Origin of the sequence: Streptomyces sp. NPDC046215, from assembly GCF_040646215.1 — a bacterium.
Classification (GTDB): Bacteria; Actinomycetota; Actinomycetes; order Streptomycetales; family Streptomycetaceae; genus Streptomyces; species Streptomyces stramineus.
Window position 1 is genome coordinate 62,664 of record NZ_JBEYZW010000019.1, and the last position, 23,972, is coordinate 86,635.

The 23,972-nt window shown below is 73.6% G+C and carries 17 protein-coding genes; 9 read left to right on the top strand and 8 right to left on the bottom strand.

Translation table 11 applies throughout. The features are described 5' to 3' along the window. Positions 1–72: 72 nt before the first annotated feature. The gene (locus ABZ951_RS11485) at positions 73–579 is read right to left on the bottom strand and encodes a flavin reductase family protein (RefSeq protein ID WP_344092167.1); all 507 of its coding nucleotides are present in this window, start codon (positions 577–579) and stop codon (positions 73–75) included. Positions 580–788: 209 nt separating this feature from the next. Then, the gene (locus ABZ951_RS11490; protein WP_344092165.1) at positions 789–1,115 is read right to left on the bottom strand and encodes a thioredoxin family protein; all 327 of its coding nucleotides are present in this window, start codon (positions 1,113–1,115) and stop codon (positions 789–791) included. 353 nt (positions 1,116–1,468) lie between these two features. On the opposite strand from ABZ951_RS11490, the gene ABZ951_RS11495 reads away from it, so the two are divergent. Continuing rightward, complete coding sequence (locus tag ABZ951_RS11495) at positions 1,469–2,197, top strand: lysophospholipid acyltransferase family protein (RefSeq protein ID WP_344092163.1); 729 nt, start codon at positions 1,469–1,471, stop codon at positions 2,195–2,197. A 212-nt stretch (positions 2,198–2,409) separates the two neighbouring features. Here ABZ951_RS11495 and ABZ951_RS11500 read toward each other — a convergent pair whose 3' ends face one another. Genes ABZ951_RS11500 through ABZ951_RS11510 form a run of 3 tightly spaced genes read right to left on the bottom strand, consistent with a single transcriptional unit; the run spans position 2,410 to position 5,677 of the window. Continuing rightward, positions 2,410–3,513 carry a low specificity L-threonine aldolase gene (locus ABZ951_RS11500; protein WP_344092161.1) on the bottom strand — a complete coding sequence of 368 codons (1,104 nt, stop codon included), beginning with the start codon at positions 3,511–3,513 and terminating at the stop codon, positions 2,410–2,412. Further along, a complete protein-coding gene (locus ABZ951_RS11505; protein WP_344092159.1) occupies positions 3,492–4,253 on the bottom strand; it encodes an SDR family NAD(P)-dependent oxidoreductase in 762 nt (253 codons plus the stop codon). The genes ABZ951_RS11500 and ABZ951_RS11505 overlap by 22 nt, the downstream gene beginning before the upstream one ends. 26 nt (positions 4,254–4,279) lie before the next feature. After that, complete coding sequence (locus ABZ951_RS11510) at positions 4,280–5,677, bottom strand: DUF6421 family protein (protein WP_344092157.1); 1,398 nt, start codon at positions 5,675–5,677, stop codon at positions 4,280–4,282. A 354-nt stretch (positions 5,678–6,031) separates the two neighbouring features. On the opposite strand from ABZ951_RS11510, the gene ABZ951_RS11515 reads away from it, so the two are divergent. From ABZ951_RS11515 to ABZ951_RS11525, 3 genes are all read left to right on the top strand, one after another. Continuing rightward, complete coding sequence (locus tag ABZ951_RS11515; RefSeq protein WP_344092155.1) at positions 6,032–7,030, top strand: ABC transporter substrate-binding protein; 999 nt, start codon at positions 6,032–6,034, stop codon at positions 7,028–7,030. A gap of 86 nt (positions 7,031–7,116) precedes the next feature. Continuing rightward, entirely contained in the window at positions 7,117–7,938 is an 822-nt protein-coding gene (locus ABZ951_RS11520) for an amino acid ABC transporter permease (RefSeq protein ID WP_344092177.1), read from the top strand. Then, the gene (locus ABZ951_RS11525; protein ID WP_344092153.1) at positions 7,935–8,729 is read left to right on the top strand and encodes an amino acid ABC transporter ATP-binding protein; all 795 of its coding nucleotides are present in this window, start codon (positions 7,935–7,937) and stop codon (positions 8,727–8,729) included. The genes ABZ951_RS11520 and ABZ951_RS11525 overlap by 4 nt, the downstream gene beginning before the upstream one ends. 70 nt (positions 8,730–8,799) lie before the next feature. Here ABZ951_RS11525 and ABZ951_RS11530 read toward each other — a convergent pair whose 3' ends face one another. After that, the gene (locus ABZ951_RS11530; protein WP_344092151.1) at positions 8,800–9,351 is read right to left on the bottom strand and encodes a GNAT family N-acetyltransferase; all 552 of its coding nucleotides are present in this window, start codon (positions 9,349–9,351) and stop codon (positions 8,800–8,802) included. 104 nt (positions 9,352–9,455) lie between these two features. On the opposite strand from ABZ951_RS11530, the gene ABZ951_RS11535 reads away from it, so the two are divergent. The 5 genes from ABZ951_RS11535 (at position 9,456) to ABZ951_RS11555 (ending at position 15,607) form a co-directional block, all read left to right on the top strand. Next, positions 9,456–9,848, top strand: coding sequence for a VOC family protein (locus ABZ951_RS11535; RefSeq protein WP_344092149.1), 393 nt, complete (start codon positions 9,456–9,458; stop codon positions 9,846–9,848). A gap of 213 nt (positions 9,849–10,061) precedes the next feature. After that, positions 10,062–10,631: a DUF5134 domain-containing protein gene (locus ABZ951_RS11540; RefSeq protein ID WP_344092147.1), complete on the top strand. Its 570-nt coding sequence runs from the start codon at positions 10,062–10,064 to the stop codon at positions 10,629–10,631. Between the two features lie 97 nt (positions 10,632–10,728). Next, complete coding sequence (locus ABZ951_RS11545) at positions 10,729–11,667, top strand: M56 family metallopeptidase (RefSeq protein ID WP_344092145.1); 939 nt, start codon at positions 10,729–10,731, stop codon at positions 11,665–11,667. A gap of 138 nt (positions 11,668–11,805) precedes the next feature. After that, positions 11,806–12,450, top strand: a complete 645-nt coding sequence (locus tag ABZ951_RS11550) for a phosphatase PAP2 family protein (protein ID WP_344092143.1) — start codon at positions 11,806–11,808, stop codon at positions 12,448–12,450. Between the two features lie 139 nt (positions 12,451–12,589). Further along, complete coding sequence (locus tag ABZ951_RS11555) at positions 12,590–15,607, top strand: BTAD domain-containing putative transcriptional regulator (protein ID WP_344092140.1); 3,018 nt, start codon at positions 12,590–12,592, stop codon at positions 15,605–15,607. A 24-nt stretch (positions 15,608–15,631) separates the two neighbouring features. On the opposite strand, the gene ABZ951_RS11560 is transcribed toward ABZ951_RS11555, so the two are convergent. After that, a complete protein-coding gene (locus tag ABZ951_RS11560) occupies positions 15,632–16,861 on the bottom strand; it encodes an MFS transporter (RefSeq protein ID WP_344092138.1) in 1,230 nt (409 codons plus the stop codon). Further along, a complete protein-coding gene (locus ABZ951_RS11565) occupies positions 16,858–23,949 on the bottom strand; it encodes an amino acid adenylation domain-containing protein (protein ID WP_344092136.1) in 7,092 nt (2,363 codons plus the stop codon). The genes ABZ951_RS11560 and ABZ951_RS11565 overlap by 4 nt, the downstream gene beginning before the upstream one ends. Positions 23,950–23,972 lie beyond the last annotated feature (23 nt).

Here is a 23,972-nt window from a genome sequence, read left to right on the forward strand (position 1 = left end):
TACACCCAGCGCGTTACCCGATTGCAAGGCCGGTCAGCTGTGATCTGCCCAACGCAGGGAAACCGGGACGTCTCAGTCCCGCAGACCGTTGAAGCGCCCCTGGTGGTAGACCAGCGGGCGGCCCGCGCCGGCGGGGTCGCCCGCGACGACTTCGGCGAGCACCAGCCGGTGGTCCCCGGCGGGTACCCGGGCCACCACCCGGCACACCAGCCACGCCAGGACGCCGTCGAGGAGCGGCACGCCCTCGGGGCCGGTGCTCCAGCGCGTGGGCGGGGCGAAGCGGTCCGCGCCGCTGCGCGCGAAAGTGCCGGCGAGCTCCTGCTGGTGCTCGCCGAGTATGTGCACCCCGACGTGCTCGGCCTCGGCGAGCACGGGCCAGCTGGAGGAGCCGGTGCCGATACCGAAGGAGATCAGCGGGGGCTCGGCGGCGACGGAGGTGAGCGAGGTGGCGGTGAAGCCGACCGGGCCGGCGCCCCGGGCGGTGATCACGGCGACGCCGGCGGCGTGCCGGCGGAAGACGGAGCGCAGCAGTTCGGGGGTGGCGAGGCGGGAAGTGCCGAGACCGGGCAGGGCCGTCATGGAGCTGTCCTTCTGCTGGAGGTCGAACCAGGAGCTGTACGGTCGCGGGCGCTCAGGGACTCGGACAGCGCGCGCCGGCGGTCCGCGGCGGACCGGCGGACGCCCGCCCGTGGAGAAGAAGCGATCCAGGCCACATCACGTCACAGTGACGATTCGGGCCACACAGCGTCAAGTGCGGCCGGGGAGATGGGAGACGGATCACGGCCGGCTCACACGGCCGCGCCGAGGGCCGCGATGACGTCGGCCTTCCGCGGCTGCCCTGCGGCGCGGCGCACGACGCGGCCCGCCCGGTCCAGGACCAGGACCGTGGGGGTGGCGTCGACGCGCAGGGCGCGCACGAGCGCCAGCCGTGCCTCCGCGTCGATCTCGACGTGCGCGACGCCCTCCACCATGGCCGCGACCTCCGCCAGGACGCGCCGCGTCGCCCTGCAGGGCTGGCAGAAGGCGCTGGAGAACTGCACCAGCGTCGCCCGCTCCCCCAGCTCCGCGCCGATGTCGCCGGCTCCCAGCCGCTGCTCCCCGTCCTGCCCGCGCACGCTCGTCCTTCCGCCGCCGCCCCGGTTCCGGGCCCGATGCCCGCACCGGGGCGGATCCCCGTACGTTCCGCTCGGTTGCAGCGCCCGCGGGCCCCGGGAAATTTCCCGCCGGGGGTCCGGCCGCGGACCCGCTCCGGTGCGCACGGGGTCAGCCGGGCGTGCGAGGTGTACCTTCGGCAGTGTCGGGCAGGCGGTCACCGCCTGGCCGACGTGATGAGAATCTCCCGGTCAGCGGGGCGTCCTCGCTGGTCCGTGGGCCGGGCGATCAGGCACGATCGGCCGGGTGCCGAGAACCTACGGCCGCGTAACTTCAGCCGGGAGAACCCTCCCCAGGCCCAGAAGGACTCCCCGATATGGCAGAACTCGTCTACCCCCCGGTGATCGGTGTCGCCCGCACCATGTTCAAGGCGCTCGATCTGCGCTTCGACATCCAAGGCACCGAGCACGTTCCGCAGCGTGGCGGGGCGGTTCTGGTGAGCAACCACATCGGCTATCTCGACTTCGTCTTCTGCGGGCTGGCCACCCGCCCGGCCAAGCGGCTCGTGCGCTTCATGGCGAAGGAATCCGTCTTCCGGCACAAGATGTCGGGGCCGCTGATGCGCGCGATGAAGCACATCCCCGTGGACCGGGCGGCCGGGATGGGTGCGTACAAGCACGCGCTCACGGCACTGCGGTCGGGCGAGATCATCGGCGTCTTCCCCGAGGCGACGATCTCCCAGTCGTTCACGCTGAAGAACTTCAAGTCGGGCGCGGCGCGGCTGGCGCAGGAGGCGGGCGTTCCGCTGCTGCCCATGGCGCTGTGGGGCACCCAGCGGCTGTGGACCAAGGGTCACAAGCGTGACCTGGGCCGCCACCACATCCCGATCGCGATGCGGGTGGGCGAGCCGATGGCGGCCGATCCGGAGGAGAGCGCGGAGACCGTCACCGAGCGGGTGCGCGGGCGCGTCCAGGAGCTGCTGGAGTCCGCGCAGCGCGCCTATCCGGTCCGTTCCAAGGGCCCGGACGACAGCTGGTGGATCCCGGCGCACCTGGGGGGCACGGCCCCTACCCCTGCTGAGGCGGCGGTTCTGGATCGCCGCTGAGCTCCGCCGGCGGGCGGGCGCATCATCTGCGGGTGCGTCGTGGCCGGTCGCGCAGTTCCCCGCGCCCCTTCGGGGCGCGGCTGAACCGCACAGGACTCAAGGGGGGGGCCACGGGCCGGCAGCCCCCGGCTCCCGCGGAGAACACAACGCCGCGCCCGGCCGCGAAGTCGCCTGACTTCGCGGCCGGGCGCGTTTTCGCGCGCGCTACCGCGCTACCGCTTGTTCATCTCCTCCGCGAGCGCCGCGGCGAACGCGTCCACGTCGGCCTCGGTGGTGTCGAAGGAGCACATCCAGCGGACGTCGCCCGCCGTCTCGTCCCAGAAGTAGAAGCGGTAGCTCTTCTGCAGCCGCTCGCTCACATCGTGCGGCAGCCGGGCGAAGACGCCGTTGGACTGCACCGGGTGCAGGATCTCGACGCCCTCCACGGGCCGTACGGCCTCCGCCAGCCGCGCGGCCATGGCGTTGGCGTGCGAGGCGCTGCGCAGCCACAGGTCGCCGCTGAGCAGCGCCTCGAACTGCACGGAGACGAAGCGCATCTTGGAGGCGAGCTGCATCGACATCTTGCGCAGGTGCTTCATCGCGCGCACCGCGTCCGGGTTGAGGACGACGACGCACTCGCCGAAGAGCAGCCCGTTCTTGGTGCCGCCGAAGGAGAGCAGGTCCACCCCGGCGTCGGTGGTGAAGGCCCGCAGCGGGACGCCGAGCGTGGCCGCCGCGTTGGCGATCCGCGAGCCGTCCATGTGGACCTTCATGCCCCGCTCGTGGGCGTGGTCGCAGATCTCCCGGACCTCTTCGGGCGTGTAGCAGGTGCCCAGCTCGGTGGTCTGCGTGATGGAGACGATCTGCGGCTGTGCCCGGTGCTCGTCGTCCCAGCCGAAGGCTTCCCGGTCGATGAGCTCGGGGGTGAGCTTGCCGTGCTCGGTGGGGACCGTCAGCAGCTTCAGCCCGCCGACCCGCTCGGGCGCCCCGCACTCGTCGACGTTGATGTGCGCGGAGGCGGCGCAGATGACCGCGCCCCACCGCTCGGTGGCCGCCTGGAGGGCGACGACGTTGGCGCCCGTTCCGTTGAAGACCGGGAAGGCCTCGGCGGTCGGCCCGAAGTGGGCGCGCATCACGTCCTGGAGGTGGGTGGTGTAGTCGTCCTCGCCGTAGGCGACCTGGTGGCCGCCGTTGGCGAGGGCGAGCGCCGTGAGAATCTCGGGGTGCACGCCCGCGTAGTTGTCACTGGCGAAGCCGCGCAGCTCGGGGTCGTGCCGGCGTATCGCGTCGGTCGGTGCGGGCGCGGAGAGGGGGGTCACGGTTGCGGGGTCAGCCACTGACGGGTTCCGTTCACTTCCTGGGCGGGCTTCTCCCAGACGTTGACGATGGCCTCGGCCAGGTCCTTGACGTCCGTGAAGCCCGCGAATTTCGCGTTCGGGCGTTCGGCGCGCATGGCGTCGTGCACGAGGGCCTTGACCACCAGGATGGCAGCGGCCGCCTGCGGGCCGTCCTCGCCCCCCGCCTTGCGGAAGGAGTCGGCGAGGGCGAGCGTCCACGCCTCGGCCGCGGCCTTGGAGGCGGAGTACGCGGCGTTGCCCGCGGTGGGCTTGCTGGCACCGGCGGCGCTGATCAGCAGGAAGCGGCCGTTGCCGCTGCGCTGCAGGGGCGCCTCGAAGGCGAGCGAGGTGTGCTGGACGGTGCGGATGAGCAGCTTCTCCAGCAGCTCCCAGTCGGCCAGGTCGGTCTCGGCGAAGGTGGCCGAGCCGCGCCAGCCGCCGACGAGGTGCACCAGGCCGTCGATGCGGCCGAATTCCTTCTCGGTGCGGTCCACCCAGGCGCGGGTGGCGTCGAGGTCCAGCAGGTCCACGGTGTCACCGGTGACGGTGGCGCCGCCGTGGGCGTAGCGGGCGGCGTCGACGGCCTCGGCCAGGCGGGCCGCGTCCGCGTCGGAGGCGACGACCGTGGCGCCGGCCTCGGCCAGGCGCAGCAGGGTCGCCCGGCCGGCCGGGCCGGCGGCTCCGGCCACCGCCACGACGGCGCCGTCCAGCCGGCAGTCGCCGTTCGTCGGAGTGCTCATGATCGTCGCCTCTTTCTCACGCTTGCTCACGCGGCTACCCGCTCGTCGCTCTTCGCGGTGATCCCCTTGGTCGAGGCGATCACGCTGCGCAGCTTCTTGGCAAGGGCCTCGTAGAACATGCTGAGCGGGAACTCGTCCGGAAGCACGTCGTCGACGAGCTTGCGCGGCGGCTGGGTGAGGTCGAGGGCCTCGGGGCCCTTGGCCCACACCGAGCCGGGGTGCGGGGCGAGGTAGGTCGAGACGAGCTCGTAGGCGGCGAACCAGTGGACGAGCTTGGGGCGGTCGATGCCGTCGCGGTAGAGCTTCTCGATCTCGCCGCACAGCTGGTTGGTGACCTGCGGAGCGCGGTCCCAGTCGATGTGCAAGGTGTTGTCCGTCCAGCGTACGACGTCGTGCTTGTGGAGGTAGGCGAAGAGCAGCTGTCCCCCGAGGCCGTCGTAGTTGCGGACGCGGTCGCCGGAGAGCGGGAAGCGGAACATCCGGTCGAAGAGCACGGCGTACTGCACGTCACGGCCCTGGGGGTAGCCGTCGCCCTCGAGCTTCACGGCCTCCTTGAAGGCGGTGAGGTCGCAGCGCAGCTCCTCCAGCCCGTACATCCAGAACGGCTGGCGCTGTTTGATCATGAAGGGGTCGAAGGGCAGGTCGCCGTGGCTGTGGGTGCGGTCGTGGACCATGTCCCACAGGACGAACGCCTGCTCGCAGCGGGCCTGGTCGCCGACCATCTCCTGGATGTCGGCGGGCAGCTCCAGGCCGAGGGTGGCCACGGCCGCCTCGGTGACGCGGCGGAAGCGGGCGGCCTCGCGGTCGCAGAAGATGCCGCCCCAGGTGAAGCGCTCGGGGGCCTCGCGGACGGCGATGGTCTCCGGGAAGAGGACCGCGGAGTTGGTGTCGTATCCGGCGGTGAAGTCCTCGAAGGTGATGCCGAGGAAGAGGGGGTTGTCGTAGCGGGTGCGCTCCAGCTCGGCGAGCCACTCCGGCCAGACGACGCGCAGCACGACCGCTTCGAAGTTGCGGTCGGGGTTGCCGTTCTGGGTGTACATCGGGAAGACGACGAGGTGCTGGAGGCCGTCGGCGCGCTGGGCGGCCGGCTGGAAGGCCAGCAGGGAGTCGAGGAAGTCCGGGACCCCGAAGCCGTCGTCGGCCCAGCGGCGCAGGTCGGCGGCGAGCGCGGTGTGGTAGGCGGCGTCGTGGGGCACGAGCGGCGAGAGCTCCTCGACGGCCGAGGCCATGCGCTCCAGCTCGGCGCGGACGATCTCGCCCGGCGGTGCTCCTTCAGCCGTGAAGTCGATGGACCCGTCCGGGGACTGCCACGGCCGGATAGCCTCCACGGCATCCTTGAGCACCGCCCAGGCCGGGTGATCGATTACTCGGCCCGCGGCCGAATCAGCGGTCGCTATCGCCGTCGACGCAAGGATTTCCGTCATGGCTACCCCTCCTCAGGAGAACTTGGCGTTAAGACACCGTATCTGTGCGCGGTTCTTCTGCTCAAGGGGGTGGGCCATAAATTATCCTGCCGACCCCCCGGGTTCGCCGCCGTTTTTCCTGCGATCTCGGCGAACCGGGCGCCTCAGGCATCCATCGATTCCCACCCGCCCCAGCTGCCCCAGTCACTGCCCTAGCGCTGGCCTAGTCGCATTCCGGCCAAAGTCGACGGGGCTCCCCCGCGTACCTACCCCGGCGCGGGCGCGGAATTCATGAACTGGCAACAGTCTTCCGCTATTCGGACGGTTCGTGGCCTGACCTGGACAGATCACATCGGGCGCTGCCAGTCTCCCGCCATGCCCGTCGTCAGCGAGCCCCCGCCCCGCGCCGCTTCCCGGCGCGCACCCCTTCCGGACGTCCCCGGCGTCCCCGGCGTCCCCGGCGTCCCCGGCCTCTTCGCCGCCACGCGCCGCACCCGGGCCGCACGCCGCACCGCGCCCCTCGGCGCGGCCCTGGCCGTCCTGCTGGCCGCGGCCGCCGGCTGCGCCCCGCAGGAGGACACCGGCGCCGCCCGGGGCCCCGCCGGGCCGTCCGCCGGGGCCGCCTGCGCGAAGGGCCGGCTGGCCACCGAGACCGCCGGGAAACTGACCGTGGGCACCGACAAGCCCGCCTACGCCCCGTGGTTCCAGGACGACGACCCGACGAGCGGCAAGGGCTTCGAGGCGGCCGTCGCCTACGCCGTCGCCGACCGCCTCGGATACGGCCGGTCCGACGTCGTCTGGCAGACCGTGCCCTTCAACACCGCCGTCGCCCCCGGGGCGAAGAAGTTCGATTTCGACATCAACCAGATCTCCGTCAGCGACGAGCGCCGCCGGGCCGTCGACTTCTCCTCCGGCTACTACGACGTACGGCAGGCCGTCGTCGCGCTGAAGGGCTCCGCGGCCGCCGGGGCCACGACGGTCGCCGGCCTCAAGGACGCCAAGCTCGGCGCCCAGGTCGGCACCACCAGCCTCGACGTGGTCAACGACATCATCAAGCCGGGACGGAAGCCGGCCGTCTTCCAGAAGAACGACTTCGCCAAGACGGCGCTCAAGAACGGGCAGGTCGACGCGATCGTCGTCGACCTGCCCACAGCCTTTTACATCACCTCCGCCGAGGTGCGGGACGCGAAGATCGTCGGCCAGCTCGCCGCCACCGGCGGCAAAGGCGAACAGTTCGGGCTCGTCCTGGACAGGGGCAGCCGCCTCACCGGCTGCGTCAGCGGCGCCGTCGACTCGCTGCGCCGGGACGGCACGCTCGCCGCGCTGGAGAAGCGGTGGCTCTCCGACGCCGCCGCGGCCCCGGTGATCGAGTGACGGCCCAGGAGACGGCGGCGGGGGCGCCCCGGGACACCCCGGACGCCCCTCCCCCCGTCGACACCTACCAGCCGTCGGCCCGGCGCCTGGAAAGGGAGCGCTTCCGCCGCGCCCGCACCCGGCGCGCCACGGCCGTCGCCGCCCTCAGCACGCTGGTCACCGGCGCCGTGCTGTTCGTCGCCGTCGTCAACTCCCCCGGCTGGCCGCGCACCAGGGAGACCTTCTTCAGCGCCCACTACGCGCGCGAGGCGCTGCCGAAGGTGCTCGACGGCCTCTGGCTCAACCTGCGGCTGCTGCTCGTCTGCGGGGCGATCGTCCTGGTCCTCGGCATGCTGATCGCCGTGGCGCGCACCCTGCGCGGCCCGGTGTTCTTCCCCCTGCGCGCCCTCGCCACCGCCTACACCGACTTCTTCCGCGGCCTGCCGCTCGTCATCTGCCTGCTGATGGTCGTCTTCGGCGTACCGGCGCTGCGGCTCCAGGGGGTGACGACGGACCCGGTGCTGCTGGGCGGGACGGCCCTGGTGCTCACGTACTCGGCGTACGTCGCCGAGGTGTTCCGCGCGGGCATCGAGTCCGTGCACCCCAGCCAGCGCGCCGCCGCCCGCTCCCTGGGACTCACCGGCCGGCAGACGCTGCGCTTCGTCGTCCTGCCGCAGGCGGTGCGCAGGGTCGTCCCTCCGCTGCTGAACGACCTGGTCTCGCTGCAGAAGGACACCGGCCTCGTCTCCATCGCGGGTGCGGTCGACGCCGTCTACGCGGCACAGATCGTCGCGAGCAAGAGCTTCAACTACACGCCGTACGTCGTCGCCGGGCTCATCTTCATCACGCTGACCATCCCCATGACCCGGTTCACCGACTGGATCACCCGGCGGACCGACCGCCGCCGGGCCCAGGGAGGGCTCGTATGAGCATGATCAAGGACACCGGACCGACCGCCGCCGCGCCCGCGGACGGCGGCCCGGTGCTGCGGCTGGAGGCCGTGCGCAAGACCTTCGGGAGCACGGTGGTGCTGCGCGACGTCGACCTGGACGTCGCCCCGCACACGGTGACCGCGCTCATCGGCGCGTCCGGTTCGGGCAAGTCCACGCTGCTGCGGTGCGCGAATCTGCTGGAGGAGATCGACGACGGGGCGATCTTCCTGGACGGGGAGGACATCACCGACCCCCGCGTGGACCCCGACACGGTGCGCCGCCGCATCGGCGTGGTGTTCCAGGCGTACAACCTCTTCCCGCACATGTCCGTGCTCGACAACATCACCCTCGCCCCGCGCCGGGTGCACGGTGTGCCGCGCGCGGAGGCGGAGGAGCGGGCCCGGGAGCTGCTGGAGCGGCTCGGCCTGGCCGGCAAGGCCGGCGAGTACCCGGACCGGCTCAGCGGCGGCCAGCAGCAGCGCGTGGCGATCGTCCGGGCCCTCGCCGGCCGGCCCCGGCTGCTGCTCCTCGACGAGATCACCGCGGCGCTGGACCCGGAGCTGGTCGGCGAGGTGCTGAGCGTCGTGCGCGACCTCAAGGAGGAGGGCATGACCATGGTCCTGGCCACCCACGAGATGGGCTTCGCCCGGGACGTCGCCGACCAGGTGTGCTTCCTGGACGGCGGGGTGGTGCTGGAGCGCGGCACCCCCGCCGAGGTCTTCGGTGCCCCGCGGCAGGAGCGCACCCGGCGCTTCCTCCGCCGGCTCGTCGACGCGGGCCGGCTGTAGGGCGGGGCTGGTAAGGGGCGCGGACCAAGGACGACGCCCCTTACCAGCCCGCTGGTCGCGGGACAGTGGCCTACGGCAGGTCCTTGACCAGCAGCTCGAACTCCAGATCGTCGCGCTGCGGAATGCCGAAGCGCTCGTCCCCGTAGGGGAACGGGCTCATCCGCCCGGTGCGCCGGTAGCCGCGGCGCTCGTACCAGGCGATCAGCTCGTCGCGCTGGCGGATGACGGTCATGTGCATCTCGCGGGCGCCCCACCGCGCGCGGACGATCCGCTCGGCCTCCGCGATGATCTTCTTGCCGAGCCCGGCGCCCTGCATGTCCGGACGGACCGCGAACATCCCGAAGTAGGCGTGCTCACCCCGGTGTTCGAGCTGACAGCAGGCGACCGTCTCACCGCCGAGTTCCACCAGCAGCAGATGGCTGTTCTCGTCCGTCACCACGGCCTTGACGCCGTCGGGGTCGGTCCGCTGGCCGTCCAGCAGGTCCGCTTCGGTCGTCCAGCCCGCGCGGCTGTCGTCGCCCCGGTAGGCGGATTCCACGAGGGCGACGAGCCCCGGCACGTCGGCGAGGGTTGCGGCCCGGAAGGTCGGCTCCGCGGTACGGCTGCTGGCGGCGGTCTCCATGGTTTCCGTGAAGTCCTCTCTGTACGTTGTCGACTCCGTGCGATGCATACGAAATGCGATGCATACGAACACTAACGCGGGCGTGAGTGCGTACAGTCGCCGTCATGGTCCACGTACTGAGCAGCAGGGTGCTATTGCGGCCCACCGACCCGGAGCGGTCACGGGCCTTCTACGGCGGGGCGCTGGGGCTCGCGGTCCACCGCGAGTTCGGTACCGGTCCCGAGCGCGGGACGGTCTACTTCCTGGGCGGCGGCTTCCTGGAGGTCTCGGGGCGGTCCGACACCCCGCGGGACCCCGGTCTCGAACTCTGGTTCCAGGTCGCCGATGTGGCGGCGGCACACGAGGAGTTCCGGCGGCGCGGGGTGGAGATCCTGGAGCCACCGGAGCGCAAGCCGTGGGGACTGGACGAGATGTGGATCGCGGATCCGGACGGGGTGCGCATCGCGGTGGTGGAGGTGCCGGAAGGGCACCCCCTGCGGTACCGCCCGGGCATCTGACGCCGCGCGGGTCGTCTGTGGGGCGGGCGTAGCGGCGCAGGCGCCGATCGTGGGGCCTCGCAGTCGTGGTTCGCGCCCCCGCCCCCTGCCACCGCGCATGCGCGGGCGCGCTCGGGTAAGGCATGTGCTCCCCCTCTGCGCCCGTGCGCTCCCATGTGAAGTCGCCGGAGGGGGAATCCTCCGTGGGTAGCCTGCGCCTCCGGGAGGTGTACCGTGCACGGACCGCCGCTGGTCGGCTGGTTGCTGGTGGCGCTCTGCGCCGCGACGGGCGTGTACTGCCTCGCACGGATAAGGGCCGGCGCGGCGACCGAGCACCGGGCGACGGGCGGCGACGCCCTGATGGGCCTGGGCATGGCGGCGATGGCCGTGCCGACGGCCGTGCTGGACACCCGGCCGTGGGGCGCGCCGCTGTTCGCCGTGATCTTCGGTGCCGCCGGGCTGCACGCGCTGGTCGTGGTGGCGCGCGGCCGCACCGAATCCCATCATCTGCACCATGCCGTGGGCGCCTTCGCGATGGTCTACATGGCGCTGGCGATGGCGGCCGCCCCCATGAGCGGGCACGCCCGCCATCCGGGCACGGGGCACGAGCCCGCGGGAACGCCCCTGCTGACGGGCCTGCTGCTGGTGTATTTCGCGGTGTACGTGGTGCGGACGGTGGCCGTCCTCGTCCCGGTGGTGGCCGTCACCTCCGGCGAGGCCACCTGGTCGGGGCGGCCCAACCTCACCAACGCCTGCCGACTGTCCATGGGCATCGGCATGCTGGCGATGCTCCTGACACTCTGAGCGCGGACGGGGCCGGGCCCCGTCCGCGGCCGTGGCATGCGTCACTTCGCGCGCGGGTCCGTACCCGGGCGCCGCGCGCCCTCATAGGCTGACGGCCATGATGGTCCCGCTCGCGTTGCTGGTTCTCGGTGGACTGCTCGCGGCCGTGGCGCCGCGCGTGCTGACCCGTGCCGACTGGCCCGACCGTGAACCCGTCGTGGCCCTGTGGGTGTGGCAGTGCGTGGTGGCGGCCGTGCTGCTGTGCTGTGCTCTCGCCATGTCGCTGAGCGCCGCCGCGGCGTGGGCGGCGGTGCGCGGCCATGTCTTCGCGGCCGCCCCGCACGGGGTGGTGGAGGCGTACGCCCTCACCGCCTACGGAGCGTGGGCCGCGCCCCTGGCCCTCGCGCTGGCCTGCGGCGCCGTCTGGACCGCGGCGATGCTGACCCGCGAGATCAGCTGGGCGCGCGCCCGGCGCAGGCAGCGGCGCGCGGAGGTGGTCGTACGCTCCCCGAGGCTGCCCGGTGAGGAACCGGACGCGGGCGGGCTGGTGGTCCTGGAGGGTGAGCGCCCCGACGCCTGGTGGCTGCGCGGCGGGCCCGCTCCGCAGCTGGTGATCACCACCGGGGCGCTGCGGCGGCTCAAGGGGTCACAGCTGGAGGCCGTGCTGGCGCACGAGCAGGGGCACGCGCGGGCCCGGCACGACTGGCTGCTGCACTGCTCGGCGGCGCTGGCCAACGGATTTCCGCAGGTGCCGGTGTTCGCCGCGTTCCGCGACCAGGTGCACCGCCTGGTCGAGCTGGCGGCGGACGATTCGGCCTCCCGGCGCTTCGGGCGTCTGACGACGGCGCTCGCCCTGGTGGAGCTCAACGAGGGCCGCGGGGTCTTCGGCCCGTGTCCGAACCCGCTGTCGCAGGTGCCGGGCCGGGTGGACCGTCTGCTGGCGCCCGCGCCGCGGCTGACGGCTGGCCGCCGCCTGCGGCTCACCGCCATGGCCGCGCTGGTGCCGGCGGTGCCCCTGCTGGTGACGTTCGTGCCCGGGCTCAGTGCGCTGGGCTGACGTCCGCCGTCGCCCGTGGTGTGAAGGAACTGGTTTCGCCGGCGCCTCATGGGCGACGATCTGATCATGCCTGTTCCGACGCGCTCCCCGTCCGCGGATTCCGTTCCGTACCTTCTGGTGCGTTCCGTGTGGATACGCATGGGGGGCGCTCTGTGCGGTGTCTTCGTCGTCCTCCTGGTCCTGGTCGCCGCGGCCTGGGGCCCGCTGGACTCCCTGGACCGGCAGGTCGCGGACGGTCTGCACCCGACCGCGGTGGACCACCGCGGGTGGACGCACACCATGCGCGTGCTGTCGGACTGGCTGTGGGACCCCTGGACGATGCGCGCCGCTCTCGCCGTGACGGCCCTGTGGCTCGCCCGGCGGCAGGAGTGGCTGCTCGTGGCCTGGGTCGCCGTCACCTCCGCGCTGGGAACCGGGCTCCAGCAGGGGCTCAAGGCGGCCGTCGGGCGTGACCGGCCGCGCTGGACGGACCCGGTGGCCACCGCGCACTACCAGGCGTTCCCCTCGGGGCACGCGCTGACCGCGACGGTGGCCTGCGGCCTGCTGGTGTGGCTGCTGTGGCTGCACGGCACCCGGACGGGCGGGGTGCGGACAGCCCTGGCGCTGGGCGCGGTGTCGGTGCTCGGGGTCGGGTTCACCCGGGTCTACCTGGGCGTGCACTGGCTGTCGGACGTGGTGGGCGGCTGCCTGCTGGGCGCGGCTCTGGTGGCCGTGTCGGCCGGGCTGCACGGCGTGGTGACGCAGCGGCGCGGCGCGGGGGTGTCCACGGGCCCGTCCGACTGACGGCGCCGGGTGGCACCGCGCCCCGCCGCCGTACCGGGCGGCGCCTCCGGCGCCCCGCTGCTCCGGACAAGACGCCCCATATGATGAGCAGCGATCCGTCCGGACAGGGGGAGTCGTCGCCATTGCCGCGTTACACGAGGTGACTCGCATCCGTTTGCTCGGCCCCGTCCAGTACGTCTCGGCCGAGGGGACCGCCACCCGCCCCGGAGCACCGGGGCCGCAGGCCGTACTGGCGGCCCTGGCGCTGCGCGCGGGGAACCTGGTGACCATCGACGAGTTGATCGACGGTCTGTACCACGACGATCCGCCGTCCTCCGCCCGGCGCGTGGTGGTGAACTACGTGCACCGGCTGCGGACGCACTTCGACCGTGTGGACGCGGGCGGTGGCGAGCGCCCGTCCTCGGTCATCGGCACCACGGCCGACGGATACGTGCTGCGGCTGCCCGAAGGGGATGTCGACGCGCTGCGGTTCGGCCTGCTCACGGCGCGGGCCAGGAACCTGGCCCGGGGTGGCGACCCCTCGGCCGCGGCGGCCTGTCTGGAGGAGGCGCTCGGGATGTGGCGGGGGCCCGCTCTGGCGGGGTTGCCCGGGCCCGGTGCGCAGGACCAGCGCCGTGCGCTGAGCGAGCAGCGCGCGTCCGCGGAGGAGCACCGCCTGGAGCTGCTGCTCGCGTGCGGGCAGAGCTCGGAGCTGGTGCCGGACATCCTGCGCGCTCTGGAGGCGTACCCGTACCGGGAGCGGTTGCACGGTGCGCTGATGGTGGCGCTCTACCGGTCCGGGCGCGGCCCCGAGGCGCTCCTGGCCTACGACAATGCCCGCCGGGTGCTCGCGGAGGAGCTGGGCGTCGACGCGGGTCCCGCCCTGCGGGAGCTGCACGCGGCCATCCTGGCGGAGGACCGGGCGCTCCTCGCGGCCCCGTCCCCGGCGGACGGGGGGACGCCTTCGCCGGGCGGACGGGGGCGGCCGGCTGCTCCGGGCCCGCGGGCGCCCGCCCAGCTCCCGCCCGTGCCCTGTGACTTCACCGGCCGCCAGGAGCAGATCGCCGCGGTGGTCTCCGCGCTCACCGGCGGTGCCGAGCACGCCGTCGCGGTCATCACGGGCATGGGCGGAGTCGGCAAGACCAGCCTGGCCCTGCGCACGGCGCACGCCGTGGCCGGGACGTATCCGGACGGGCAGCTGTACGCGAATCTGCGCGGGCCGGACGGAGCCCCGTGCGACCCGGCCGGGATCCTGACGGGCTTCCTGGCGGCGTTGGGCGTTCCGCACGAGCGGTTCCCGGTCTCGCTCGCCGACCGCACGGCCCTGTTCCGCACCCTGCTGTCGCAGCGCGCCGTGCTGGTCGTGCTGGACAACGCCTCCAGCGTGGCGCAGGTCGAACCGCTGCTGCCGGGCGCGGCCCGGTGCGCCGCGCTGATCACGGCCCGGGCCCTGGCGGCGATGCCGGCCGTCCTCACCGTGCCCCTGGTGGGCCTGGGCCCGGACGACGCGGTGGAGCTGATCGGCAAGGTCGCGGGGGCGCGGCGGCTCGATGAGGAACCGGATGCCGTCGCGGCGCTGGCGGCGGTCTGCGGGTACCTGCCGCTGGCGCTGCGCGCGGCCGGGGCCCGCCTCGCGGCCCGGCCCGCGTGGAGCGTCGCCACGCTGCTGGCCCGCGTGTCGGACCAGGCCAGGCTGCTCGGCGAGCTCCGGATGGGAGAGCTGACGGTCGAGGCGGTCTTCGAACTGTCGACGTCCCAGCTGACCGCACGGCAGGCCCGTGCGTTCATGGCGCTGTCCGTCCCGCACTGCGCGGCCTTCGACGTCCCGAGCGCGGCCGCCGTTCTCGAACTGCCGGAGCAGGACGCCGAGGCGGTGCTCGAAGCGCTGGTGGACGCCGTGCTCCTGGAGGCCGGCGCCCCGGGCCGCTACCACTTCCACGACCTGGTCGGCGCGTACGCGCGGGCGAAGGCACAGGCCGAGCTGAGCGAGGGAGAGCGCCGTGCGGTGGTGCGCCGCGCGGCCGACTACATGTGTGCCAGCGTCGTCGCCGCGGTACGGGCCACCCAGCCCCTGGCCGGGCCGCTGACCGCGGAGATCCACCCGCGGCGGTCGGCGGGCGCGGACATGGCGAGCGGGCGCGACGCGATGGCGTGGATGCAGGGCGCGCTGCCCACGCTGGCCGCGGTCGTGGAGCAGGCGGCGGCCAGTGGTGACCCCGACGCGGTGGCCCTGGCCGTGGACATCGTCACGCTCGTGCCCTGCTTCGAGGACGTCGTGCCGCTGGCGCCCCTCGCGCAGGGCGCGACCGCGCTGGTCCCGGCCGCCCTGGAGCACTGCGGCGGGCACATGGCGGGCACCGCCCACTACGCGGCGGGAGTGATCCTCAAGAAGCACTCCTCTCCCGAGTCCCTCCACCGTTCGCGGGCCCATCTGCTGAAGGTCCTGGAGATCTTCGAGGACGTTCCCGCGCCGGGCGACGGCCACCGGCCCTTCCTGCTGATGCTGTTCACTCTGGCGATGCTGGCCGAACTGGACCTTCAGTTCGGGGACTTCGCGTCGGCCCGGGCCTTCGCGGAGCGGTCGGTGGCCCTGGCCGCGGTCAGCGGCGACCGGGAGCTGGTCGCGCGGCGGCGCACCGTCCTGCTCCAGATCGAGGTCGAGGACCCGGACCGGCTGATGGGTTTGGCCCGGATCGCGGAGGAGTGCCGGGAGCTGACGGGGGTCTTCACCCGCAGCGAGGACGAGAAGTGGCTCATCAGGGTGATGATGACGGAGGCGGACAGCCTCCTGCGCGGCGGCGGCCACGCGGCGGCGGCCCGGCTGTACCGCCGGCCGCTGGAGCGTGCCCGCTCCAGCGGCCAGGTCCGCAACGAGACGGAGTGTCTGTTCCGGCTCTCCGAGGCGCTCCTGGCCACCGGGGACGCCGAGCCCGCCGTCGAGGCCGCGCGGGGCGCCCTGGCCGGCGCCCGGCTGGCCCAGGAACCGCTGCTGACGGCGCACAGCTGCCGGGCTCTCGGCCGGGCCCTGCGGGCGGTGGGCGAGGAAGCGGCGGCCGGCACGCACCTGGCCCGGGCCGAGGAGCTGTACCGAGGGCTGCGCAGGGCCGCGGAGGCGGGGGCGGACCTTACGGAGGGGCCCCGCCCGGGTGCGGTGCCGCCGCTCCCGGACGGGCCCTGAGCACGCCGCGGGTGCTGCGCCCGTTCACCCCACCGGCAGTTCCCTGCGGCTGCGGACCGGGCCGTGGAGGAGGAGCAGGGCGCACAGGGCGTTGCCCGTGTAGAGGATCCACAGGGCGCCGCGGTCGCTGAGGACGGTGGCGAGGGCGCCGCCCAGGAGGCTGCCGACCGGGACCGCTCCGTACATGAGGAAGCGGATGCTGGAGCTGATCCGGCCGAGCATTCCGGGCGGGCAGTACGCCTGCCGGAAGCTGACGATGATCACGTTTCCGGCGACGATGCTCGCGGTGAGGCAGAAGTCTCCGACGAGGAAAGCCACCAGCCCCGCGCCGTCGGTGGTGAGCGGGATCAGCAGCCCGAACGGGCCGCCGCAGAAGGCGCACAGCAGCACGGCCCGGGCGGTGCCGAACGTGCGGGCCAGCAGGGGCGAGAGGACGGCGCCCAGCACCCCGCCGAGGCCGGCGAGGGCGATCAGCACGCCGATGGTGCCGCCGTCGACGCCGACCGTGCGGCTCAGGAACACGATCGCGAGCGCCTGGGTGCCCGCGAGGAAGAGGTTCATGCCGGCGTCGCACAGCAGGATGGTCCGCAGGAAGGGATCGCGGACGAGGTAGGCGAAGCCTTCGCGGATCTCCGGGCCGAGGGCGGGGGCCCGGCGCCGCTCACCGCCCGGCGGGCCCTCCCGCGCCCGGATGCGGGTCAGCAGGAGCACCGAGGCGAGAAAGCTCAGCCCGTCCGCGAGGAACCCGAAGACCGCTCCCCCGGCCTGGACGAGCGCGCCGCCCGCGCTCGGCGCGACGACGTCGGCGGCCGATTCGCTGGTCTCCAGCTTGGCGTTGCCGTCCGCGAGGTCCGCACGCGGCAGCAGGGCGGGGACGTAGGCGCTGTAGGCCGCGCGGAAGAAGACGTCGGCGGTTCCGGACAGGACGGCCACCAGGAGGAGTTGGCCGATGGAGAGGGCGTCCAGCCAGGCGGCCGCCCCGACGGTGAGGAGCAGCGCTCCCGAGACGGCATTGCAGACGATCATCACGGGGCGGCGGCGCACGCGGTCGACCCAGGCCCCGGCGGGCAGGCCGATCAGCACCCAGGGCAGCCAGGCGGCGGCGTTCAGCACGCTCATGGTCATCGAGCTCGCGTGCAGGGTGTCCACGGCGATCAGCGGCAGCATCACGCGCGTCGCCGCGCTGCCGGCCTGGCTGATCGACTCCCCCGCCCACAGCAGCCGGAAGTCGCGGTGGCGCAGGGAGCCCTTCACCGGGCCTGCCTGTCCCGGAGGACCGCGCCGACGCGTGCGAGCGGCTGCTCGGCCATCATGTCGCCGTGGGCGCAGGCGAGGTCGTGCCGGTCGATGTGCCCCGTCACGTAGGGCAGCCACGGCTCGGGGCCGACGGCGCCGGCGTCCGCGTCGAGTGCCGCGGTGAAAAGGGTGACGTCGCCGTGGAAGCGGCCGGGGCGGTGGCGGCCGGCGAGCGTGCCGTGGTGGACGAACGCCTCGCCGACCGCCGCGATCACGTCCGTTCCGAGGCCGGCCAGCGGCCCGTCCGGGGCACCGGCCAGCCGGCGGAACGCGGCGTCGTCGATCGGGGTGTCCGCCACCGGGTGGCCCAGGGACGCGAGGAGTTCGGCCAGTGGGTCCCCCTCGGGACGCTCCCCGGCGTCGGCATCGGCGTCAGTACCGGCGGGGTAGCCGTCGAGCATCACCAGTTCGGCGACCTCCGCTCCGCGCCCCTGGAGGTGGACCGCCACGGCGTGCGCGACGACCGCGCCGAACGACCAGCCGAGGAGGTGGTAGGGGCCGGCCGGCTGGACGGTACGGATCAGGTCGGCGTAGTCCTCGGCCATGGCCTCGACGCTCGCCGGCCGGGCGGCCGGGTCGCGCAGCGCCCGTGCCTGGAGGGCGTACACCGGCCGGTCGGGGCCGAGGTGTCCGGGCAGCCCCGAGTACACCCAGCCGATGCCGGCCCCGGGGTGCACACAGAACAGCGGGGGTTTTCCGCCGCCGGTCCGGAGGGGGATCAGGGGGGTGAGCGAGTCGTGCGCGTCGTCCGCCGCGAGTCGTGCGGCCAGCCCGGCCGCGGTGGGTGCCTGGAACAGGTCCTGGATACCGAGCCCGGCCCCGAGTGCCGTCCGGGCGCGGGAGATGAGCCGGGCGGCGAGGAGCGAGTGTCCGCCGAGGTCGAAGAAGCTGTCGTCGACCCCGACGTCGGGCAGGCCCAGGACCTCGGCGAACAGGCCCGCCAGCGTCGATTCCTCCGGCGTGCGGGGCGCGCGGGAGGCCGTCCCCGCCGCACGGTCCGGGCGCGGCAGCGCGGCCCGGTCCAGCTTGCCGTTCGGCGTCAGCGGCAAGGCGTCCAGGACGGCGATCGCCGACGGCACCATGTGCTCCGGCAGCAGCGAGCCCACGGCGCGGCGCAGGGCGGCGGCTTCAACCGTGCGGCCGCTCGCGGGCACGACGTAGGCCACCAGCCGCTTGCCACCGGGGCCGTCCTCACGGACGGTCACCGCGGCCTGCGCCACGCCCGGCAGCCCGGCCAGGGCGGCCTCGATCTCACCCGGCTCGACGCGGAACCCCCGGATCTTCACCTGCTCGTCCGCCCGGCCCAGGAACTCCAGGACACCGTCCCGGTCCCATCGCACGAGGTCGCCCGTGCGGTACATCCGCTCCCCCACCGCGAACGGACACGCCACGAACCGCTCCGCCGTCAGCCCCGGCCTGCCCAGATAGCCCCGGGCCAGCCCGGGACCGGCGAGATAGAGCTCGCCCGCGACACCGGGCGGCACGGGCCGCAGCGCCGCGTCCAGGACGTAGGCCCGGGTGTTGGCGACCGGGCGGCCGACCAGGGGACGGTCGCTGTCCGCCAGGTCCCACCACAGGGCGTCGACCGTGCACTCGGTCGGGCCGTAGAAGTTGAAGCAGAGCATGTCGTCGACGTCCCGCAGCCGTTGCCACAGGGCCGGGCCGGCGGCCTCGCCGCCGATCTGGAAGACCCGAGGGGGACGGTCGGCCAGGCCCTCTTCAAGGAGTTGTTCGGCGTGGGTGGGTGTGAGACCGATGACGTCGATCCGGGCGTCGGCGATGTGGCGCACCAGGGCGCCCGCGTCGCGGCGGATGTCGTCGCCGATGACGTGCAACTCATGGCCCGCGACCAGCCACAGCAGGTCGTCCCAGGCGGCGTCGAAGGACAGCGAGGTCATCAGGGCCACGCGCATGGGCCGGGCCCCGTACGCCTCCTCGGCGCGGGCCATGACGCCCGCGCGGTGGAAGGCGTAGAGGTTGCGCAGCCCAGCGTGGTCGGTGACGACGCCCTTGGGCCGGCCGGTGGAGCCGGAGGTGTGGATGAGGTACGCGGCGTGGCCGGGGTGTATCTCGCGTCCGAGATTGTCCGGGGGCTCGGCGGCGGTGGCGTGGTCGTCCGCCAGGAGGTGAGGGGTGTCGCCGAGCGGCAGCCGGTCCGCCGTCGCCGTGTCGGTGACGACGAGCGCGGGGGCGGCGTCCTCCAGCAGCAGGGCGATGCGCTCGGCCGGGTAGCCGGTGTCGACGGGCAGGCAGGCGGCACCGGCTTTGAGGACGGCCAGCAGCGCCACCACCGACTCCTGGGACCGGGGCAGCGCCACGGCCACCACGCGCTCGGGCCCGGCGCCGGCCCGCGCCATGTGGCGGGCGAGCCGGTTCGCCCGGGCGTTGAGCTCGCTGAAGGTCAGTGCCGTGTCCTCGTGCACCACGGCCGTGGCCCTCGGGGTGCGTGCGGCTTGGATCTCGAACAGCTCGGGGACGGTCGCGTGGGGCACCGGCAGTCCGGTGTCGTTCCACCGCACCAGCATCCGGTCGCGCTCCTCGGGTGAGAGGGGGTCCGCCGCGCTCACCGGCCGGGCCGGGTCGGCGGCGAGCGCGCCCAGGACCCGCGCGAGGCCGGCGGCGAGGCCGGCCGCCGTCCGTGGGTCGAGGAGCTGCGCCGCGTAGTGGAGCGAGCCGCTGATGCCGGCCGGGGCGCCGTCGGTGTCCCGCTGTTCCTGGACGTCGACGATCAGGTCGAACTGTGCCGCGTCGAAGCGGAGGGGTTCGTCGCGGACGTCGAGGCCGGCGAGGGTCAGGGGGTCGTCGGCGGTCTCCTGGAGTTGGAGCATGACCTGGAAGAGGGGGTGCCGGGCAAGGGACCGCTCGGGGTTGAGGGCCTCGACGACCTGCTCGAAGGGCACGTCCTGGTGTTCGTACGCCGTCAGGTCCGCTTCCCGGACCCGGGAGAGGAGGTCGGCGAACGTGGGGTCGCCGGAGACGTCGGTGCGCAGGACCAGGGTGTTGACGAAGAAGCCCACGAGGTCGTCCAGGGCTTCGTCCGCACGGCCGGCCACCGGTGTGCCGATCGGGATGTCGGTGCCGGCACCGAGCCGGGACAGCAGCACCGCAAGGCCCGCCTGCAACACCATGAACAAGGTGCAGGCGTTCGACCGCGCGAGCTCTGACAGCCGGGTGTGGAGCGCGGCGTCCAGCTCCACGGGAACCGCACCACCCGCGTGACCGGCCACCGCCGGGCGCGGCCGGTCGAAGGGCAGGGCCAGCTCGGAAGGAAGGCCGGCGAGGTGCTTCCGCCAGAAGTCCAGCTGCCGGGACGCGACGCTGTCCGGGTCGCTCTCCTCCCCCAGCAGCTCCCGCTGCCAGAGGGTGTAGTCGGCGTACTGCACCGGCAGGGGCTGCCATGCGGGGGCGTTCCCGTGCCGGCGGTCCTCGTACGCCTGGGCCAGGTCGCGGAAGAGCGGGCCCCACGACCAGCCGTCGAGCGCGATGTGGTGCACCACCAAGGCGAGTACGTGCTCGTCCTCGCCCAGCGCGAAGAGCGTGGCCCGCACCGGGGGGCGCCGGGCAAGGTCGAACTCCTGCGCCACCGAACGCTCCAGCGTCCCGCCCGGGCCGGCCGGCCCGCAGTCGACGATATCGAGCTCCACGGCGGCGTCCTCCGCCGGAAGCACCCGCTGGCACGGCTCGCCGTCGCTCTCGGGGAACACCGTGCGCAGGGCCTCGTGGCGCGCGGTGACGTCCGTCAGGGCGGCGGCGAGGGCCGCACGGTCCAGCGGGCCGCGCAGCCGCAGGGCGAACGGGCAGTTGTAGGTGACCCCCTGTCCCGTGCGGCTCAGGAACCACAGGCGTCGCTGGGCGGCCGACAGGGGCAGCACGACGGGGCGGTCCGCGGCGCGCAGGGGAGGCCGGGCCGGGCCGGAGCGGTCCAGTCCGTCAGCGAGGCCGGCGACGGTGGGGGTGCGGAAGAGGTCGCGGATGCCGATCTCGACGCCGAGTGCCGTCCGGGCGCGGGAGATCAGCCGGGTCGCGAGGAGCGAGTGCCCGCCGAGGTCGAAGAAGCTGTCCTCGGCACCCACCCCGGACAGGCCCAGGACCTCCGCGAACAGACCCGCCAGGATCTCCTCCCGCGGCGTACGCGGCGCACGGGAACCAGCAGCCGCCGCGTAGTCGGGGCTCGGCAGAGCCTTGCGGTCCAGCTTCCCGTTCGGCGTCACCGGAAAGGCGTCCAGCAGCACGAACGCCGACGGGACCATGTGATCCGGCAGCACTGACACCAAGGACCGGCGCAGAGAGACGGCTTCGACCGTACGGCCGCTCGCGGGCACGACGTAGGCCACCAGCCGCTTGCCACCGGGGCCGTCCTCGCGGACCGTCACCGCGGCCTGCGCCACCTCCGGCAGCCCGGCCAGGGCGGCCTCGATCTCACCCGGCTCGACGCGGAACCCCCGGATCTTCACCTGCTCGTCCGCCCGGCCCAGAAACTCCAGTGCGCCGTCGCGATCCCACCGCACGAGGTCACCCGTGCGATACATCCGCTCCCCCACCGCGAACGGACACGCCACGAACCGCTCCGCCGTCAGCCCCGGCCTGCCCAGATAGCCCCGAGCCAGCCCGGGACCGGCGAGATAGAGCTCACCCGCGACACCGGGCGGCACGGGCCGCAGCGCCGCGTCCAGGACGTAGGCCCGGGTGTTGGCGACCGGGCGGCCGACCAGGGGACGGTCGCTGTCCGCCAGGTCCCACCACAGGGCGTCGACCGAGCACTCGGTCGGGCCGTAGAGGTTGTAGCAGAGCATGCCGTCGGCTTCCCGGACCCTGGTCCACAGGGTGGCTCCGGCTGCCTCGCCGCCGAGCAGGAACACCTTGGGGCGGTGCCGGGGGTCGTCCAGGAGGCCCTCCTCGACGAGCTGTTCCGCATAGGTCGGCGTGACGTCGAGCACCTCGATGCCGGCTTCGGCGATGTGCCTCGCCATGGCGCCCGCGTCGCGGCGGATGTCGTCACCGATGACGTGCAGCTCGTGCCCGGCGACCATCCACAGCAGCCCTTCCCAGGACGTGTCGAAGGACAGCGAGGCCGTCAGCGCCACCCGCAGGGGGCGGGGCCCGTGGAGCTCCTCGGCCCGGGCGATGACGCCGGCGCGGTGGTGGGCGCAGAGGTTGCGCAGCCCGGCGTGGTCGATGACGACGCCCTTGGGCCGGCCGGTGGAACCGGAGGTGTGGATGACGTACGCGGCATGCGCCGGCAGGATGTCCAGCGCGAGGTTCCCGTGCGCGAACCGGGCTGTCGCCGGGTCGTCGGCCAGTACCCGGTGGGCGCCGTCCACCGCCAGCAGGGTGGCGGCGGTGGCGGTGTCCGTCACGACGAGCGCGGGCGCGGCGTCCTCCAGCAGCAGGGCGATGCGCTCGGCCGGGTATTCCAGGTCGACGGGGACGAACGCGGCACCGGCCTTGAGCACGGCGAGCAGCGCCACCACCGACTCCTCGGACCTGGGCAGCGCCAGCGCGACCAGGCTCTCGGGTCCCGCGCCGCGCTCCACCAGCGCGCGTGCCAGGCGGTTGGCCCGGGCGTTGAGCTCGGCGAAGGTCAGCGCGGTGGTGCCGTGGACCAGCGCCGTGGCATCGGGCGTCCGCGCGGCCCGCTCCTCGAACACCTGCGGGAGCATCGCCTCAGGGCCGGGCCGGGCGGTGTCGTTCCAGCTCTTCAGGACGCGTTCGCGGTCCGCGTCGGACATCGGCTCCGTCGCGCCGACCGGGCGGCCGGGGTCGGCCGCCAGTTGCCGCAGCACCCGGGTGAGGCCCGCGGCCAGACTTTCGGCGGTCTCCGGGTCGAAGAGGTCCGTCGCGTATTCGAGCGAGCCGGTGATACCGGCGGGTGTGCCGTCGGCCGCCTGGTGCTCCCGAAAGTCGACGGTCAGGTCGAACTTGGCGATGTCCCAGCCGACCGGCTCCTCCCCGGCCGCGATGCCGGGCAGGCGCAGAGCCGTGCCGGAGCCGTTCTCCAGCGTCATCATGACCTGGAAGAGGGGGTGGCGGGCGAGGGACCGCTCGGGGTTGAGGGCCTCCACGACCCGCTCGAACGGCACGTCCTGGTGCTCGTACGCCGCCAGAGCGTTCTCCCGCACGTGGGACAGCAGCTCGACGAAGCTGGGGTCGCCGGAGACGTCGGTGCGCAGGACCAGGGTGTTGACGAAGAATCCCACCAGGTCGTCCAGGGCCTCGTCCGCACGACCGGCCACCGGCGTGCCGATCGGGATGTCCGTGCCCGCCCCGAGCCGGGACAGCAGGACTGCCAGCCCCGCCTGCAACACCATGAACAGCGTGCAGCCGTTCGCCTGTGCGAGTTCCGCCAAGCGGGCGTGCAGGGCCGTGTCCAGCTCCACCGGGACCGAGCCGCCCGCGTAACTCGCCACCGCCGGACGCGGCCGGTCGAAGGGGAGGGAGAGCTCGGCGGGGATGCCGGCGAGTTCCTCCCGCCAGAAGCCGAGCTGCTGGGCGAGGAGGCTGTCCGGGTCGTCCTCCGCGCCCAGCAGTTCGCGCTGCCACAGGGTGTAGTCGACGTAGCGGACGGGCAGCGGCTCCCACGGCGGGGCGGTGCCGGTCCGCCGCGCCTCGTACGCCTGCGAGAGGTCGCCCAGCAGGGGTGCCCACGACCAGCCGTCACAGGCGATGTGGTGGATGACGAGGGACAGCACGTGCTCGTCGGCCGAGAGGGCGAAGAGCTCGGCGCGTACGGGGAGTTCGACGGCGAGGTCGAAGAGGTGGCCGGCGGCCTCGGCGAGGGCGCCGGGCAGCCGCTCTTCGGTCGTCTCCACGGTGGTCAGGCGGGGCCGCCGGTCGAGGACGTGCTGCACCGGTTCGCCGTCGGACTCGGGGAAGACCGTCCGCAGGAGTTCGTGGCGGCCGGCGACGTCCTCCAGCGCGGCGGCGAGCGCCGCGCGGTCCAGCGGGCCGCGCAGGCGGACCGCCAGCGGGCAGTTGTAGGCGGCGCCCGTGTCGGCCATGCGGTTGAGGAACCACAGCCGGCGCTGGGCGAAGGACACAGGGAACACGGGATCTCCTTGGTGTGCGCGCA

What these genes read in the sequence shown, in the direction of transcription:
- ABZ951_RS11525 (WP_344092153.1), top strand. Translation starts at nt 7,935, where the DNA reads ATGAGCATGATCAAGGACACCGGACCGACCGCCGCCGCGCCCGCGGAC.
- ABZ951_RS11515 (WP_344092155.1), top strand. Translation starts at nt 6,032, where the DNA reads ATGCCCGTCGTCAGCGAGCCCCCGCCCCGCGCCGCTTCCCGGCGCGCA.
- ABZ951_RS11550 (WP_344092143.1), top strand. Translation starts at nt 11,806, where the DNA reads ATGGGGGGCGCTCTGTGCGGTGTCTTCGTCGTCCTCCTGGTCCTGGTC.
- ABZ951_RS11530 (WP_344092151.1), bottom strand. Translation starts at nt 9,351, where the DNA reads ATGGAGACCGCCGCCAGCAGCCGTACCGCGGAGCCGACCTTCCGGGCC.
- ABZ951_RS11495 (WP_344092163.1), top strand. Translation starts at nt 1,469, where the DNA reads ATGGCAGAACTCGTCTACCCCCCGGTGATCGGTGTCGCCCGCACCATG.
- ABZ951_RS11510 (WP_344092157.1), bottom strand. Translation starts at nt 5,677, where the DNA reads ATGACGGAAATCCTTGCGTCGACGGCGATAGCGACCGCTGATTCGGCC.
- ABZ951_RS11485 (WP_344092167.1), bottom strand. Translation starts at nt 579, where the DNA reads ATGACGGCCCTGCCCGGTCTCGGCACTTCCCGCCTCGCCACCCCCGAA.
- ABZ951_RS11535 (WP_344092149.1), top strand. Translation starts at nt 9,456, where the DNA reads ATGGTCCACGTACTGAGCAGCAGGGTGCTATTGCGGCCCACCGACCCG.
- ABZ951_RS11545 (WP_344092145.1), top strand. Translation starts at nt 10,729, where the DNA reads ATGATGGTCCCGCTCGCGTTGCTGGTTCTCGGTGGACTGCTCGCGGCC.
- ABZ951_RS11505 (WP_344092159.1), bottom strand. Translation starts at nt 4,253, where the DNA reads ATGAGCACTCCGACGAACGGCGACTGCCGGCTGGACGGCGCCGTCGTG.